Origin of the sequence: Parachlamydia sp. AcF125 (assembly GCF_018342475.1) — a bacterium.
In the GTDB taxonomy this organism is placed as follows: domain Bacteria; phylum Chlamydiota; class Chlamydiia; order Chlamydiales; family Parachlamydiaceae; genus Parachlamydia.
The window spans coordinates 418586-436480 of record NZ_JAEMUD010000001.1 but is presented as its reverse complement, the minus strand read 5'-3'; the positions used below and the strand labels follow the sequence as shown (position 1 = coordinate 436480).

General features: G+C 41.0%; 11 protein-coding genes. 5 read left to right on the top strand and 6 right to left on the bottom strand.

The genetic code is table 11. The annotated features are described in order from the left end of the window. Positions 1-32 precede the first annotated feature (32 nt). The 3 genes from PARA125_RS01770 (at position 33) to mnmA (ending at position 3097) form a co-directional block, all read left to right on the top strand. Positions 33-566 carry a hypothetical protein gene (locus PARA125_RS01770; protein ID WP_249274117.1) on the top strand — a complete coding sequence of 178 codons (534 nt, stop codon included), beginning with the start codon at positions 33-35 and terminating at the stop codon, positions 564-566. Between the two features lie 105 nt (positions 567-671). Then, on the top strand, positions 672-1964 hold the full coding sequence (locus PARA125_RS01765; RefSeq protein WP_213157008.1) for a dicarboxylate/amino acid:cation symporter: 1293 nt from the start codon (positions 672-674) through the stop codon (positions 1962-1964). Between the two features lie 5 nt (positions 1965-1969). Beyond that, the gene (mnmA, locus tag PARA125_RS01760) at positions 1970-3097 is read left to right on the top strand and encodes a tRNA 2-thiouridine(34) synthase MnmA (RefSeq protein WP_213157007.1); all 1128 of its coding nucleotides are present in this window, start codon (positions 1970-1972) and stop codon (positions 3095-3097) included. A gap of 129 nt (positions 3098-3226) precedes the next feature. On the opposite strand, the gene PARA125_RS01755 is transcribed toward mnmA, so the two are convergent. The 4 genes from PARA125_RS01755 to PARA125_RS01740 form a co-directional block, all read right to left on the bottom strand. Beyond that, positions 3227-4171, bottom strand: coding sequence for a hypothetical protein (locus PARA125_RS01755; protein WP_213157006.1), 945 nt, complete (start codon positions 4169-4171; stop codon positions 3227-3229). 527 nt (positions 4172-4698) lie between these two features. Then, positions 4699-9699, bottom strand: coding sequence for an RHS repeat-associated core domain-containing protein (locus tag PARA125_RS01750; protein ID WP_213157005.1), 5001 nt, complete (start codon positions 9697-9699; stop codon positions 4699-4701). 24 nt (positions 9700-9723) lie between these two features. After that, a complete protein-coding gene (locus PARA125_RS01745) occupies positions 9724-10473 on the bottom strand; it encodes a glycosyltransferase family 2 protein (RefSeq protein ID WP_213157004.1) in 750 nt (249 codons plus the stop codon). A 35-nt stretch (positions 10474-10508) separates the two neighbouring features. Continuing rightward, entirely contained in the window at positions 10509-11069 is a 561-nt protein-coding gene (locus PARA125_RS01740; protein WP_249274116.1) for a peroxiredoxin, read from the bottom strand. 337 nt (positions 11070-11406) lie between these two features. On the opposite strand from PARA125_RS01740, the gene hemB reads away from it, so the two are divergent. Further along, the gene (hemB, locus tag PARA125_RS01735) at positions 11407-12441 is read left to right on the top strand and encodes a porphobilinogen synthase (RefSeq protein WP_213157002.1); all 1035 of its coding nucleotides are present in this window, start codon (positions 11407-11409) and stop codon (positions 12439-12441) included. Between the two features lie 45 nt (positions 12442-12486). Here the strand turns inward: hemB and PARA125_RS01730 are convergent, their stop codons facing one another. Beyond that, a complete protein-coding gene (locus PARA125_RS01730) occupies positions 12487-14637 on the bottom strand; it encodes a YjbH domain-containing protein (RefSeq protein ID WP_213157001.1) in 2151 nt (716 codons plus the stop codon). Positions 14638-14967: 330 nt separating this feature from the next. Here PARA125_RS01730 and PARA125_RS01725 point away from each other — a divergent pair, with 330 nt between their 5' ends. Next, positions 14968-16296 carry a hypothetical protein gene (locus PARA125_RS01725; RefSeq protein ID WP_213157000.1) on the top strand — a complete coding sequence of 443 codons (1329 nt, stop codon included), beginning with the start codon at positions 14968-14970 and terminating at the stop codon, positions 16294-16296. On the opposite strand, the gene PARA125_RS01720 is transcribed toward PARA125_RS01725, so the two are convergent. Then, positions 16289-17680, bottom strand: coding sequence for a Na(+)-translocating NADH-quinone reductase subunit A (locus PARA125_RS01720; protein ID WP_213156999.1), 1392 nt, complete (start codon positions 17678-17680; stop codon positions 16289-16291). The genes PARA125_RS01725 and PARA125_RS01720 overlap by 8 nt on opposite strands. Positions 17681-17895: the final 215 nt, after the last annotated feature.

The window sequence follows — 17895 nt, the reverse complement described above, 5'->3', positions numbered from 1 at the left end:
TGCATAAAACTTACTTATTTAAGGAAATTTTTATGATCAAAATCCGCACGAGTATCGATACGGCCTTCAAAAAAAAGTTGTTGTTTGAAGGGACTGTAATTGCTATGAATGGGGCTTTGGTTTTATTTGCGGGTTTGTTTTTGCCCCCTGGTCAGCTGAGCAAATGGGGAGAGTGGATATTTTTGGTAGGAGTTTCTTTAATAGCTTGGGGGCTGCTCCCTTATCGCAAATTAACTCTTTTAGAGGCTACTCCTAATGAGTTGGGGCTTGAGCAAGATGCGCTTTATTTTAGTCAAAGAGGAAAGCCCGCTTTAGTGATCCCTATGGGAAGCATCGACACACTCTCCTATGGCGTAGAAAATCATCGCCATGGGCTGTATGTTTTTCTGAAGCCATCTTCTCTCCAAAAAATTCCCCTCTTATCAAACCGAGTCGATAAGGAAAGCTGCCAATGGATTGCCGATGGCAAAAAATTTGCTTTCTTTTTTCCCCATTTTAGTCAGCGTTCTTGTGAATACTTGATCGGTGAATTTCAAGAGCTAGGTTTTTTAGAGGTTAGTCATTAAATAACTCTTTGCGATATTCGCACTCATCAGACTCTTCCCCTTAAAGTTTTTTTCGTTTATAATTTTTCTAGTTATAAATCTTTACACCTTCATTTACTTAAACTTATGAAAAACAATATCCTTCTTCAAGTTTTTGGATCTATCTTTTTAGCTGTGATTGCGGGACTTGTGACAGGTCCTGAGCGAGCAATTTTCGGAGTGACTTACCTCCAATTATTTACTTTAATTGGCCAGCTTTTTTTAAATGCCTTGACCCTCGTTGTCGTTCCTCTTGTGGCCTCTTCTATTATCATCGGAACAGCGCGATTAGGTTCAGAAGGCTCTTTTGGTAAATTAGGTGTTAAAACCTTTGGCTATTTCATTGCGACAAGCTTACTAGCCATTGTCACAGGTTGGCTATTGATGATGGCTTTCAACCCCGGAAGCTTGCAAGAAAGTCCTGCAGCTTTAGTATCGGTTGCTGAAAAAGCCCGCCTGGCGGCCTTAGAGCAGCAAACTCAAGGAAATGTTTTTACTACGATTGAGCAAATTCTATTTAAAATTATCCCTTCCAATATCTTAGCGGTGGCCTCTCAAGGCCAAATGTTGGGTTTAATTTTTTTCAGCCTGTTGTTTGGATTTTTTAGCGCTAAAATTGAGCCGGAAGCGGCTAAAATTGTGCAAGGGTTTTGGAGAGGCGTTTTCCAAATCATGATGAAAATGACCCAAATGGTGATGAAAGCATTACCTATCGGGGTGTTTGGATTAGTGGCTAAAGTCGTAGCAAGTACGGGCTTAGATGCTGTAAAACCTGTGAGCTTATTCTTTTTAGTGGTCATTTTGGGATTATTGATTCATGGATTGATGATTCTGCCTCTTATGCTACGCTTTATTGGAGGGGTGAATCCTTTCTTGCATTTCCGCGCGATTGCTCCTGCTCTATTAACAGCCTTTTCCACCAGTTCCACGGCGGCAACTTTGCCGATTACTATCGACTGTGTGGAAAAACGCGCAGGTGTATCCAATCGTATCTGTAGCTTTACCATCCCTTTAGCTAGCTCGGTCAATCTTTCCGGATCTGCTTTATATGTGTGCTGTGCCGTTCTTTTTTCTGCCCAGGTCTATGGAATCCATTTGAGCTTGGTGACACAGTTGTTAGTGGTCTTCATGACATTGTTGACGTCTCTGGGAGTGGCAGGAATTCCTTCTGCTAGCTTAATTTCAGTCTTGATGATTTTGCAAACTCTTGGGCTCCCGGCAGATGCCATTGGGATGATTCTAGCTGTTGAGCGCTTACTCGACATGAGTCGCTCAGTGGTGAACGTATTTGGCAACACTTGTTGCGCCGTGTTGGTCGCGCGCTCCGAAGGGGAAGCGACCGATTTAATTAAGCATTTTAAAACTTCAATTTCAGCGTGACTTCTATGTCCTCTCAAAAAACTGTAGTCGTTGGCATGTCAGGAGGAGTGGATTCTTCCGTCTCTGCGCTTCTTTTGAAGGAACAAGGATACAATGTGATTGGCATGTTTATGAAGAATTGGGAGGAGGTAGATGAAAATGGGGTTTGTCCGGCTTCGCGAGACTTTGAAGATGTGGTGAGAGTATGTGACCAGATTTCAATTCCTTATTACTCTGTGAATTTTGTGAAAGAGTATTGGGAGAATGTATTTTCCCATTTTATCGAAGAACTTAAATTGGGACATACCCCTAATCCCGATATTTTATGTAACCGGGAGATCAAGTTTAAAGTCTTGCTGGATAAAGCGCTTCAGCTGGGGGCCGATTTTCTAGCGACGGGTCACTATTGTCAAAATGCTCTCTCTGGTAGCCTGGCGCAACTGTTAAAGGGGCGGGATCCCGGGAAAGACCAAAGCTATTTTTTGTACGCGATTTCTCAGCGTGCTTTGCATAAAGCTCTTTTTCCTATTGGCGGCTTGCTTAAGAGCGAAGTGCGTGAAATTGCGAGAAGGCATAGGCTTTCTACTTCAGAAAAAAAAGATAGTACGGGCATTTGCTTCATTGGAAAAAGAGATTTTAAGCAGTTCCTAGGGCAATATCTTTCCTTTCAAAAAGGCAATTTTGAAAACGTTAAAGGGGATGTGATCGGGCAACATGATGGGGTTGCCTACTATACTATTGGGCAGCGCAAAGGGTTGGGTATTGGAGGGCAAGGAGAGGCTTGGTTTGTTGTGGGGAAAGATGTTGAGCGGAATGTAGTGGTGATCGATCAAGGCCCTAACCATCCAGCCCTTTATGCAAACACTTTAACGGCTACAGAGTTGCACTGGCACTCTCCAGAGCTGCCTAAAGCTCCCTTTACTTGCCGCGCCAAAATTCGCTATCGCCAGGCCGATCAAGAATGTGTGATTGAAAAAGTGACGGAAGATAGAATTGAAGTCCGCTTTTCTACTCCCCAACGGGCGATTACTCCTCGCCAGTCGATTGTTTTCTATAAGGAGGATGTTTGTCTAGGGGGAGCCCTCATCGAAAGAGCCGGGCCTACTTTGCATGAACTGGGACTGAGTGTGCCTAGCTCTAGCCTGCCTATTTAGATTGGTTTGAAAATCAGGGCACAGCAAGCTGGCTAAAAGCAGTTTGAGAATTTCTTGCATCCGCTTTAAATTTTGAAAGGATTTTAATTCTCCACACCTGCAGACCAAGTATGGAGAATTAAAGTTCGGCTACTCGTCCAATCGAGGGCGCTTTTCTTTTTTTGGCTCAACAGGAGCTTGAGAAGCTTCCTGAGGAGAATGTGCATTTAGGCTTGGTGGAATATCGCTTGGATTATTCTCAAAAGATCTTTTTCTAAAGAATCGTGTTAGCTTTAGACTGGACGTTGCCTTAGGAGAAGCTTGGCCTCTAGGACGCGCATTATTGCTGCTACTCCTAGTGCTAATGCTGGTGCTAGTGCTACTACTGCTGCTGCTGGTGCTGGAATCCCCGTAGTAGCGGCTTAAAAAATCTTCTATCGTTAGGTCTGTTGATGTTTGGTTATTAACGAACCTATATAACTCTCCAAGCTTTTCTTCCGATTGAATAATTAAATAGCCATTTGGAAAATACTCTTTGAGACTCGCTCCAAATTTTTTATCCGTTCCTTTAGCATGGGGGATCGGAATTTCTAAAGGAAACTGGAGTTCTTTTTGTCTTTTGACCCAGGGAGATAAAAGCCAGCTTATCTTTCCAGTAAAATTGTTAAATTCTTTTTTGCCTAAAAATATATTCTTTGGGGCTCTGAACATCTTTAAGGCTTCGTCTCCTATTTTTTTAGCTGTTTCCTTGCGGCATCTTGCTAATTTTCCTTCAGGGGTTTCATTCTTCCAATATCTTAATGGGTCGGGTGTTAGAGCTGCATCTTGACCCTCATATTGCTGCTGAATTTTTTCTTTAATAGAAGCCCATCCTTCAATATGACAGCGCTGTTGGTCTGATGCAGGCGAGGAATATTTTTTAGCACTTCCAGTCAGGTTTGGCCTTTCTCTATTAAAAACGATTTGGGTAATCTTATAATCAGTAAATGTAATTTTAATCGTTGCTTTTCCCAAACCAGGAACGTCGACCGAGTTGGTCGGTCTGTTGAGGATATTCCCTACTACGATTAGCGTCGTAACGTCTGGGATCATCATTAACTCCTGTATCTTAAAGAAATAGTTAGAACAAGGGAACAACCCCCTAAGGGATAATTGGTAGCAAAGACTTTGCTAAATTTTTACCTTAAATAAAATTTATAAATAAAAATTTCAAGGAAAAACAACGTTTTATAGGCGCTACAACTGAACAGATAAGCTCTAACCTGCAAAAGCAAAATTCTTGTAACTACTACCTATCCATAAGGGATTCTAAAAAGGATAAAAGAGTGGTTCACCCTTACCTTTATATAGAGAGGAAAATAGGAAAGAAAACCTATGTAGGAGTGCCAAGCAATGGGTATCCCTGCTTGCGATCTTTGAGACTGCCTATTGTGCTTGTGGACGAAAAAAAAGAGAAATGGCCAACCATTAAAAAATGGCATGGGGTTATCCCCAGATGCCTTGAGCCTACTTGTCAAAAAGGTTAAATCCAATTTTTGCAAAATTTAGCGCTATTTTTTACAAGCAAGCACTTTGAAAAGATTTTGCGGGGAGGAATTTCTCTAACCACATCCTGCCATAAGCTAAATTTGATCAATATAAGGGTAACATTGCAAAAATTTAACTCCTAGCAGTTTTAGAAGCTCTGTATAAGTGACACTCGCAATCCAATGGTCGATAAGAGGAACGCCCCTGAAGGATCCGATGTAAGTGACATTAGAGGTTTGAGAAAGAATCCCTGAAAAATAACCCACAGGATCAAATAAAGAAATCCCGTCCCTTTTGCTCACATAATTGAAAACACTTTCAAATCCATGGCTAGAAAATAGGGAGGGGGAGCCCAACGTAAAAATCCTAAGCATTCTTTTTTCTTCGGGGGTTAATAATTGAGTCGCTGTGTAGGTGTCTGTGCCACCTAAGCTATGAGCATAATGGATGACAAGTCCCCCACTTTCTGTTCCACCCATCTCCTGGATCATTTCTTTCCAGGTGTTTGCTAATTGCCTTACATGGGGAGAAGCGTAGCCTATTTTTGACATAAAAGCTTGTAACAAATCTGAGAACAACCCTTGTGTTGGGCGAAAAACATAATGAATGTTTTCTCCTCCGTGGGTTTCGGAAAACATTTGTAAGGTTACGCTAAAATCTTCAAAGGTATTTAAAATTCCATTGATCATGGTGACCCGTACCCGGTCGCTATTTTCTCGTTGACCATATATGCCTGCCAGGGAGGGGCAAATATGAAAATCGGTAAGATGGAAAAAAGGGCGAACGATGAGGTTTTCCACACATTTTTTTAAACATTGCTTTAAAGAAGAAGAGCCAAAAGGGAGTGCCAGTTGCTGGGTAAAATCCGAAAATGCCTGATAGGCGCTTTTAACAGAGAATAGTCCGTACAAATCCACTTGACTAAGGGGGTGATTGTTTACGTAAGTATAAAAATTAGGAGAATCGGCTCGTAAAGGATCGGGGGTTAACCAACGCCCATTGCGAGGGTCATAAAATCTCCTTCCAAAAAAGAGCAATTGGGTTTCTTCGTCTCGATATTTACTTGAAAATCTCCACGGATTGTTTGCAGGGCTATAGGCAACTTGTTCCCCTAGCTCGTTATAAATAAGCTCTTCTCCAAAAGCAGAATAGCAGTAGCTTTCGATGACTTCTGCTGTTTTGGCATCAACTAAGCAACTGATAGAGCCTCTGTGGTCACAAATGGGGGCATAGACATTTCCCTGAATTTCCATCGCAATAGCGGCTCCAATTTCAGCTCCTATTCCAAGGCCCAAAATCCGCAGTTTTTGAATATTTCCTTCTTTGTCTATTTCTCCAATTTCCCGATCCTCATCGTATAAAAAAAAGCTCTGCTTGTCTGGATACCAACCATTTTTAGAAGGATCAAAAACTTTAACGCTCTTTGATAGGCGACGATTAAAACAATCATAATGATAATGGATTTGCTGTTGCTGGCCTAGATCGACTCGAATCAGGCGATCTAGAGCATCATAGGTGTATGAGACGCGTTGATTATCTAAAGTATGAGCAGTGCAATTTCCATTTTGATCATATTCAAAAGATTCGTCAGCCCCCTTTAACAATTGGAAGAGATCGTCATAAGAATAAGTCACTTGATCTTTTTTTACCCTTTGATACAGCGAGTCGAATAGATAGGAGTGTTCAAAATGGGAGGATTGTTCTTGAATTAATTGGCCTAAGCAATCGTAAGAATAGTCGGCATTAAAGTTGGCATGAGGACAGGTAGTCGTGCAATTTTTAAGGTTACCTCTTGAGTCATAGAGCAGTGTCTCCTTAAAATAAGGAGAGTGAATTTCTTTGCAATCCCCATTCGGGCCGTAGCGATAGTGAATCTTGCCTAATCCTTGAATTAATTCCGAAGTTTCTAATTGCCCTTGTATATCGTACGTATAGGTATGCTGGTAACAAATCCTTCCCTCAGGGGAAATTCTTTGAATTTTTTTAAGGAAGAGAGGGTCGTAGTGGTAACGGATCTCGGAGTGATCGGGAAGCGTAACTTGTGTTTTTCTTCCTTTGGCGTCGTATTGATGAGAGATTTGAAAACCATGCCCTAGTTCTTCGTGGATAAGAAAGCCTAAAGGGGAATATTCCCTTGTGGTCATTTGCTGCAGGCAATGATCTTTAATTTGCAAAAGGCGTCCTATCGTATCATAAACATATGAGTAATCGATCGTTCCATCAGAAGAGAAGAAATGCTCGACTAACCCCCTGGAATTGTAAACGGTCATGAGTTCAACCCCGTTTGGCTTGATTGTCTTGACGCGCCTGTCCTTATCATATAGGTGATAGGTGACCCGTTCACAAGCCAGTCCGCTACCTTCAATATGTTTGATTAAATGATTGCCAGGGGCATATTCCCATTCATGAATAAGGGTATTTTTACCATTTTGTGATTTCTGCCACGCTTTGTTCCCAGCGAGATCATACCGAATTTCTTGTGAGAATAAGAGCTCCCCCTCACGATTTGTTTTTACAATTGAAACGATCCTTCCCAGAGCATCATAGAAGGAAGTTGTTAAATTTTGGTTTTTATCTATTTCTTCGCAGAACAAAACATTTTGACCCAGTGTATTTGTCCACCGTTTTTCATGTTTTAATTGGGCAGCAGAGGGTTTAGATTTGATTTCCTGCAAAACCTTACCTTGCTGGCTTTCTATCAGAGAGCCTGTTTGATAATAGGCTGTTTTTGTATAAAGTTCTTTGTCTGGCCCAACCCATTCTTCTGTAGAGAGAAGTTGATCGTGCATATTATAATGGTGCACTGTATGGAGAGATGAGCCATCCACATGCTGAATTTGTCCAATTTGCTTGCCCGAGGGGCTATGCAAGTAGTCGACCACGATGCCAGGAGGAGTCCTGACAGTTTTTAAGTGGCTTGTTGAGTAAGTCGCTTGGGTGGAGTGTAGGGGGGATCCAAGAGAGTCCAGCAAGGTTGCTTGCGTCACCCTTCCTAAAAAATCTCTCTCATATTCGATTGAACATCCATTTTTCATATGCCATTTTTTCAAGGAACCATCTAAGGCATACTCGAACGCTTCTTCTGAGTGATCAGGGTATTCAATTTTAATGGGCTTTCCCCGAATGTTATAAGTGGTATGAGTTGTTTCCCCTTTGGGATTGGTGATCGAAGCAATTTGATCAAAGAGATTGTAGGTATAGGCTAAAGTGGGATGAACTTTTTCTCCTCTTTCATTGTGGACGGCAGGAGAAATTGTTTGCACCAGGCGGTTGAGCCCATCATATACCAAAGTGGTGGTATTTCCATATCCATCGTCTTCAGCGATTTTATTTCCTTGGGAATCGTAGGAAAACAAGGCGAGTTTTGAAGAAGATGAAGAAGAAAAGATTTCTTGCCGAATGAGGCGGTTTCTATAATCATATTCCTGGAGAATTTCCTCCGATTCTCCCGACGTCCACGTTTTTTTGTTAAAGAGCATGTTGCCATAAATATCGAACTTGTATTCTTGCGTACAGGTTGGAGTGGAGAGATACGTCAGGTTTCCAAAACGATCGTAATCTTGCATCTCAGAATAGCTGAAGTTTTGCTGACCGTCGAAAATGTCCCTGCGGATCAGCTTATGATTAGGAGAGTAAAAATGTTGAATCCGTTTTAGTAGATGCTCTGTTTGATCGCTTAAATGGAAGCTTTTTTCTTCAATGACAGAGGGGAGGCCAGCAAAAGGACCTGTTTGAAATAAATGCGTGTAAGTGATTTGCCTTTCAGAAACGTGATCTAGATCGTTTAAATCGAATGAGCAACCGTCATCCGTGATGGTTTTGATTAACACGCCGTCCGCATTATACTCGTAAAATTCTCGGATTCGAATCCGTTCATGTTCTCGGTAAAACTTGCCTTTGAGCCATTGATTTTCATATACAAAACATACAGAAGAGCCGTTGTCGCTTCTAATTTGGCTCAGGTTTTTGCCTTCATACTCATAATAGGAAGAATAATGCTCAAGGGAAGGATCTTTAGGGATTCCTCCCTCGTCCAAAATAATAGGCAAAGGAGAATGACCTGTTAAGTTGCCATACAAAGTTTCTTGAATTAGGCTGCCTGAGTCGTTGTAGTAAAAACGTTGACATAGCCACACATTTCCTTGGCTATCTTCAATTGCTTTACCCAGGGGGGCATTTACCTTTAGAGTAGGGTCCCAATAATACTTTTCCTTGCGATAAAGGATAGGATCACAAAAGGGGTCTTTCAAATAGGATTCAATAGAGGTGATCTGACCATAAGCGTTATAGTGGTAAACTGTCTTATTGTTTAACGCATCAAAAACTTCCGTTTTTCCTGGAGAATAAAACAAATGAAGGGTTTGCTCAGGAGTTTTATCTGCCCCACTCGGTTGCCATTGCCGTTTGATTTTTCCGCAGCTAAAGTTTCTTAAGGGACCTTCTTTAGAAGGGGTGGTTAAAATTTCTTCCTGATCGTAGTACTCTGTTTGGATGAAATAGCCTTGAGGCCCCTCTTTACGGGTCAGCAATATTTTATTTTCAAGCGGGTGGTCTTGGTAACGGTACTTCCACACAGCCCCTGAGGGAAGCTTTACTTCTTCTAACAAGTGACAAAGCTGATTTTTAGAATTAACATAAGGCGCATAAGAATACTTCAAATTTTGTCCATCATGGCTTTTTACCTCACATTGAAGAGGGTTATCCTCTGAATACTTAAAAGAAATCCAAGGCTTCTCACAACCATTCGTGCAACCTTTTTTACAGATTTTTATCAAACGTCCTTGGCTGTCGTATTCAAGTAGGTCCTCGCAAGGCTTATCCCTTAACAGATTTTGATAAGGGGGATAATTAAATTGCCAGCCATGCTCCCAAGGGTTCATAGCCCGTTCCTGCGGATAGTAAATCCGACTTAAAACTAAAGGTTGAGGTCCTAGTGTAGTGAGATCTGTTTCAGATTCATGCAAGGTGCCTGTGATGACATTAATGGCATGATGGAGGTAGAGATGGCTAAGGCTTTCAGGATCCGATAAAGAGGACTGAAAAGAGAAGAGGGGAAAGCAAAAAATTAAAAATAGAAATAAATATATATTTTTCATAGGGCTAACTAAACAAGTTAAAGGCTAAAGAATATTATTATTTTTATTGGCTTCATAAAGTTTGAGGTACTTATAAAAAGCAGTATTAGCATTGTAGGTGGAAATGACAAAACCTTCGTAGCCACCCATAAATCCTCTTTTTAAAAAATAGCTTTTTATAAAAGCGAAAAAACCATGTAAGATAGCTTTAGTCACAGAGGAAGATTTTTTCCGTTGGTTTTGCTTAGCAAATAAGTCGGAATAAGTTTGCATTTTATTTAAAAAATCTGTGATCGAGCTGTATGAATAATGTTTAAGGGGAGATTTCAAGGGTATTTTGGTCAGATGATCTGTCTTAATCGCTTCATGTACTTGCGCATCTGTGAAACTTGTTTGCTTACGATGGTATAAGCGAAATTGCCGATCCGGGTACCAGCCACACCAGCGAATAAATTTGCCGTTAAAATAATTGTGTCGGGGAAAAGAATAGACACATGTGGGGGAGAGTTCTGTTTGGCGGATTTCCGCGATCATTTCAGGGGTCACAATTTCATCGCTATCGATAGACAAAATCCAGTCATTTTTGGCGAGATTTGAGGCGCGATTGTGAGTAGGGCCAAATCCGCTGAAGGTTCCTTGGTGAATGGAAACATTGGGAAATTGTTTAGCAATTTCTAAAGTTTGATCCGTGGAACCATTATCAAAGATGACAACTTCATGGAATTCTAAAAGAGGCTTTAAAACCTCTCTTAAATGCTTCTCGCTGTTTTTTGTCAGAATAGTTACACTAATCATAGGATTGTTGTTTGATACGGGAAAAAAGCCCCTTATTAGGAAAGGGGCTTTTTTTCCAAAGATTCATTTTCAATTTTTTTTAAAACTTCCCTCGAAAAATCTAAATCGCCTTCTTCGAAGTCTTCCACCACTTTTTGAACAGCTCGATACACGCGATCAAAATGGCCCTCTAATTTAACGGGGCGTTCAATCCAACGGATAATGCCATCGCTATCTATTACAAAAGTGGTGCGTTCTGGAATCCGCACAGCTTGCCCATTTTCGATGGTATCTCGCAAGGTATCAAATTTGTGCGCTAATTCCAAATTGTCATCGCACAGTAAGGTGAAATTGAGTTTGTGTTTGCTGATAAATTTTTGGTGAGATTCCTCGTTATCAGGACTTACACCCACCACTAGCGTGTTGAGTTTATCGAGATCTTCCATTCTGTCTCGAAATTCACACGCTTCTTTGGTGCAGCCTGGCGTATCATCTTTAGGATAAAAATACAAAACAAGGGGGCTGCCAATCAAATCTTCTTCCGTAACTTCAAAGCCTTCTTGATCTTTAGCCTTAAGCCGCGGAAGCCCGTCTCCCACATTAATCTTGTACTGCATGATGTCCTCTTTGGGTTTAAATGAATTGATGCCAAAGATCATAAAAAGAAGCATGTTGGTCGTCAATCTTATTTTTTGTCCCATTAAGACGAGATGATTTAATCATTGTGTTTAATTAATTTTTTCGCATAGCTTTGAGGGGGATGAAGAAGCTGGTAAGGGGGAAGACTTTTTTCCTTTTCTGTTCCAAAAATGCTCGGGTTTATAAGATAACCTCAGAAGCAACAAATTTCCCCTTTTTACTTAGCAAAAGAGTATGCTTAAAAGGCCTAGGGTGCAAGCTCGTTGTTTTTTGGCGAGTGAGTGAAATAAAAAGTATGGTGATTAAAGGATTTGTATGTTTGCACAATCCCCTTTAGATTTTGAAAGAAAAGGGCCCCTATTTATCGATAAACGTTTGAGAAGGAATAGGCGCACACCTGCTATTAGAGCCCTTGTGCAGGAAAACTATCTGCATGCTCAGCAACTTGTTGCTCCCCTCTTTGTATTGGAGGGGACAAAACGGCAAGAACCTATTGCAAGTATGCCAGGAGTTTTTCGCTTATCGATCGATTTGTTAATTGATCAAGCGATTAAACTTTATGAATTAGGAATTCGGGCTGTTGATTTGTTTCCCGTGATTTCAGCTGAAGCCAAAGATTCCCTTGGTTCAGAGGCTATCCGAGAAGGTAATCTTATGCAGAAAGCCGTCTATGCGCTAAAAAAAGCTATCCCCGAACTGTGCGTGATGGTTGACGTGGCATTAGATCCCTATACTGACCATGGCCATGATGGCTTAGTGGATGAAAAAGGGGCGATTTTAAATGATCCCACTTTAGAAGTTCTTGCCAGGATGTCGCTTTTAGCTGCAGATGCCGGAGCGGATGTGATTGCCCCCAGTGATATGATGGATGGAAGAGTCGCCCATATCCGGAAAACGTTGGATGCGCAAGGGCATATAGAAGTGAATATTTTGGCCTATGCTGCTAAGTATGCTTCGGCTTTTTATGGCCCTTTCCGGGAAGCCTTGCAATCAGCTCCCAAATTTGGAGATAAGAAAACCTATCAATTAAATCCTGCCAACTCTCGAGAAGGTCTGAGAGAAAGTTTATGTGATGAAGAAGAAGGCGCTGATTTCTTGTTAGTAAAACCCGCTTTGGCTTATTTAGATGTCCTCTATCGCATTAAAGAGATCACGACTTTGCCGGTTGCAGCTTACCATGTCAGTGGAGAATACGCGATGATTATGGCTGCTGCCGAAAAAGGGTGGATTGATGCCGATCGCGTTTTAACAGAAAGTTTAATTTCGATTAAAAGAGCGGGGGCCGATTTCATTTTAACATATGGCGCAGAGCGAATGGCTCAATTGCTGAGGTCGGGATGGAGCTTTTGAGCTAAACAATTTCTACCTAGGTAAAGCAATCAGTCTTTATTTTTATTAGTCTTGCCGGCTTTCTCGAATAGCTTTGAAAAGGGGATCTCCCGTATAAGCAGATACTCCAATGTCTCTTAACCAAGCAGAGAGGCCATAGCCCCACCGTTTACGGTCGCTGTGCGTATAGAGGAGATCTAAGGGTACGGAAACAGCTACCCCCCGATCTTGATAACGAGATCTATTAATGTAATCTTTTGCGTTAGTGCGAGAGTACCAAAAGCAAACTTGCAGTCCACTTTCAAAATAGCGTGTGACTTCTAAACGCGTTCCCCAATCCTTGGCCAAAAACTTTCCCCATTTAAGGTGAAAATCCATATTAAGGGGTTGGCAATCATAATGAAAATTTACAAAGTATTGTTGGCCGAGAAATTTGCGATAGGTAGGGACAAACCCTTCTAATTTTCGAATTTTGTTCGTAAAACCTAGGCCTTGGTAAGTGCGTTTTTTTAATACTGCTCCTTCCACTCCTACTGCCAAAGGGGAGCAAACGGGGTAGAATAAGATTTCCGCAGCGATCCCTCCATAGGCTTCTTCAAACAAGCCTGTAGAGACCCGTGAAAACCACCCTTTCCCCATATTCCAATTTTTTTGAAGGTAAGCTTGATCGAGTGTAATTCCCCTTTGGTGGTAATAACGCACGATATCCGTGCGAACATTGATCAGCTGCGAGGGATTCAGGCGATCTATGTCTTTAACATCCTCTAGATTCGAGGCAAAGGTATATCCTAGTAAAAGGGTGTAGTAGATATCTTTGAAAAGATACCCGTCAAAAGCAAGATGTAAGCCATACAAATATTTAAATTTTCCGGAGGAGCTTCCGAAAAAGGTGTTCATTTTTGGAAAAAGTTCCAAGTTAAATCGATTTCTAGGTTGGTCAAATATTATCCGGCTACAGCTGGGATTAGAAAAACTGACATCCACTACTGGACTCAAAACATTTAACTCTGGAGCTGCGATTTCTTTAGCTCCAAAAGCGTGTAAAAAGCGGCCCGCAAAGCGGTACTCTTGCAAGGGAAGCCCTTCTGCCTCAATGACTACGATAATGTGATCGATGTTAGGCGGGGAAAGATTTGAGAGCAGATGATTTAAGCGTGTACGGATCTCACCTTGCGTTCGGTAAATGCGATTTTCCACATGCATACGCAAAGTTATCTCCCCTTCACAATTAGGCGAAATGTCCATTTTAATTAAATCAAAGCCTTGCTTGCGAAAGGGATAGACCAAATCTTGCACTAAAGCCATTTCAGGGCGTCTCTCCCCCAGAGGCTCAATGTTGCGAGGGGCCTGATAAGGCATAGGGTTATCAATTTTTGGCAAAAATCCTTTAGTGGTTCCCAAATTATAGTTAGCAGCTGCTGAGAAAGCGAATTTGCTTCCTCTCACTTGCCCCACTGACAAATCAATAAAATCTCCCAGCCTGTATTTGATCCCATAATTAAAGGACAATTTTTTATCTCTTCCTTTGGGGTGTTTTTCGATATGGGGATCGCAATAAGGAATCGCATCATATTCAGCGACAAGAGCCAAATTTTTTAAAAGGGGATGGGAATCTTGACGAAAAGGAACCCAATGGATCCCTCCGAACAGACCCCGTATGCGGTGCCAGCCCCATCCTAAGCTGATCTCAAGGTTTTGAGGAAGAAAAACTTGAGTAAAAACAACGTAGCGCGCTTTAAAGGCGCTCGTTCCCATAAAATCTTCTAACCCAACAGCCAGCCCTGGTAAGGTGTAATCGCTCTCTTCTGGCTTTAGGATGGCAAACTTGATATTGGCCCCTTTATCGGAAAGATCCCCAAAGCCATAAGGACTTAAAACAGGGTCCCGAATTCCTCTAAAAACCCGATAATTCCCTGAAATTTCTAACCGTTCTAAAACTTGAAAACGCAGATTATAAGTATGATAAGGTGGAACGTAAGAAAGCCCGGCTCCCATTTCTCCTTCTTGGCCCATACGCGCAGAAGGCATATTAAGATAACCACCTTGAAGCAAGTGGTTATAGTAAACAGGCATGCGATCATGAATACGCCGGTTCCAATAATCCACAATCAAAAGATCCTCGAAAAGATTGCCCGAAGCAGTAGGAGCTGTCCAAGTGGTAGGAAAAGCTGATGAAAACACAAACATTAAGCAAAAAAGGTGAAAGATGTGTTTCATAAGTACAAATTAAGCTTAGGAATTTTGCGATTGAAGAGTATTACATTACCTATAGGAGAAGGAAAAAGCAAGAATTTGCTGCAGCCATGCTAATCGATCTCTTTTCGAGACCTCTTTTTGTTTATCTTTCCTGTTTCTATCCAACTAAAGGAAAATTATTTTTAAAAAGATTTATTTGGGGGAATTTGTTAATTAAACAAATAATTTAAAAATTAAAATTTAATTAAAAAGTTAATATGTTACAATGAATTTAACTAAGCGAAGGTCGAGTGAATAGGCATTTTTGAAATTAAGGTTTAGTTTCTACAGAAATTTCCTCTTTGGGGAGCTATGGAAGACAAAAAATTCAAACGGCTAACGCCAAAAGATGATTTGCTTGTGGGATTCTTGTTTAAAAAATATTTCCTTTCTTTGCAAAAGAAAGAGAAGGATAAAAAACGAAACTATGCTTTTCGTCTAATCAAAGAGGAAAGAAGAATTTGGGGAGCCGTTAAAGCTCTTTTATATCCCATTCCTATCCCTCGATTCGGTTCATTTGAAGAGCATAACCCCCAAACAGGTAAGCGGCTTTTTATTATTGCCGAAGATCTTTTAGCAGGAAAATTTGGCTCTATCGGTGTGGAAGCTGCGCGCTCTATGTCAAATTTAATCTTTCAAGCAAAAACCATGCAAAAGCTTTTGTTAGCCGATTTGATGATCTACCCAGTAGAAAAACAGAAGTGGGCAGAAGTTCTACAACCCCTTGCGCTAGACCAAAATTTTCATCAAACTGCAGAGCAACTTGTTCAGTTAACTGCGGAAGAAAAAGGGAGAGTTGTCTTCTCTTCAGAGCAACTAGATAGCTTGGTAGAGAATCTTATATGGGGGAAAGCAACCTGCTTAGCTGTTGAGCAGTTGTTGCGCAAGTATTTATCCAATCTATTAAGCCCTTCTCATTTAGCTGTAGATTTACTTCTAGAGCATGAAGAACCTATTGAAAAATCGGTCAAAGTAATTGGGCAAATCAAAAATCTAGCAGAAAAGTCTAAGTCCTTAGTAAGTATTGTTAAAAGGTTAATGCAGATCAATCGAGTGGAAAAAGCGCTGGATACTATAAGATCCGTTAACGTAGACAAGGTCACAGCTAAGCCTTTAGTTCAGCTTATTGATCAATTATTAAATCCTAGCCGCTCTCCTGTTGAGAAAATGGTATATGCCAACCAAATTGAGCGCGCCATTGAACTGGCCAAAAGTATCAAAGACGTGGATGAACGGGATAAAATCTTCCAAAAGATTGCCCGCACATTAGCTAAAAAAAATCGACTTCCCACGGCTGAGGAAGTCGTAGAATGTATTTCTAATAAAGAGGGTAGAGAGTACGCCTTAAGCAGTATTGTCAATACGCTTGCTTCCATGCATAAGTATAATCAGGCAAAAGATTTAGCTTTAGAAATTAAAGATCAAGATTTTCGAGAAGATGCTTATAGCTATATTGTTAAGGGTCTATTATTAGATCATCAGATTGATGAGGCGATTGCTTTTGTCGACTCCATCGAGAATTCGATTGAACGATTGAAAGCTGCTAAAATTTTACTTAGCAGCTTTATTTCTCACCATGATGTGGTGAGGTTAGCTCAAATTCGAGAAAAGTTTGAACTTGTTAGGCAACGTTTTAGCTAGAAAGTTCTTTCGCATACTGGCGCAAGCCGTTTTTAATGATTTCGGTCATTTCCATTTTGGAGGGGCATACAAAAGTGGGAAGGGCAAAATCTTCGCTATCCACTTCTAGCAACCCTAGAGCTTCTGCCAAGTCGTAATCTTCTGCCATGACAGCTTTCACTAATTCCATACAGGGAACTTCAAGTGGCATCACCTTGTTATAAAGGGAACTGTCAATAAATGCTCGATGCTCCCCATGTCGATTTGTCGTAAATTCATATTCTCGCTGAGAATTGTCGAAGTGGCCGGAAGCATAAGCTCGGCTAAAAGAGAACTTGTGGGAGCCTAGCCGAAAGAAATGTAAAAATTCTCGCGTGCTATTTTCGGAAATTACAGAAAGAACGTGATGATAGAAACCTAAGAAGTCATTGGCTTCCACTCGTTCTCCCATGAGAGGATCGCCAGAAATCAATCGATTGGAACCTTGGCGAATTTTACCGGCAATTAATCGATCTATAGATTGCCCAGCGCGAATTTTATAATATCCAATCTGGTTTTCAATAACTCCTGGGCCTGCAATGCTAATGACCCTTTCTGTCAAAATTTTACCATACGTTAAAAAATATCCAATAGCAGCTACATCGGCTGCTGTCAATGTCCAGACGGTATCTTCAGGAGAACGAATAGGGTCAATGTGCTGAATATGTAAGGAAACATGACTAACTGGGTGGGGGCCATTTACTGTATGCTTTTCCACATGCTGGGCTTGCAAAAAGGCTTGAGAAGAGGTGTTTTCTCGGTAAACAAGGTGAACTTTTCCTTCAGTCAACTTCGTTAAAGCATTCAGGCCCCTTTGAAAATCTTTTTCATGACCTTGGATTTGCATTTCTGAAGGAGGCGCAAACGGAGCAGATTCTACAGCTTTTACGAAAATAGCCTTAGGAATTTTATGGGGATTGGCCAAAATATTAAAAGGCCTGGAGCGAATACAAGCAAATAAGCCGCCTGCTTTTAAATGCTCGAGGATTTCTTCTCTTGACGCTTTGTCTACATTTAAAGAAGGATAGAGGTGGAATTCTTCATTTTTTTCAATCTCAATCACAATATCCAAAAGGCGACGTTTAAGACCTCTTCGAATTTCTTTAACTACTCCACCGGCCGGGGAAACAAACATGCGCCCTGGAGCCTCTTTATCTTCAGCCAAAGGTTGCCCAATTTTAACTCTTTCGTCCACTTTAGCTAACAGCCTAAATTTGGTTTCTTCGAAAGGCTTTAAATTGAGAGAAATCAAACCAGGGGCATGTACCATGGCCCCTTCTCTCGCTGCTATGAAAGGTTTAATCTCCCCAGAAGGTTTTCCTTTTATTGGAATATCCAGGCCTTTGGTAATGTGTATGTGCGTCATGAATTAACCTCATGGGGGAAAAGTCAATGTTGAGTGAAAGCATGAACTTAATAAAAATAAGAGATTTTCGCAAGGGAGGGATTCAGAAGAAAAAAAAATTTTAAGGGATGGTGATTTCAAGAGAATGCACCTCGCGTGCGAGAAGGATAGTTTTCTTTCTGTTAATTGAGAGAATTTGCTAGGATGCGTAAAAAAAAAGCACCAGGGGTTTGATA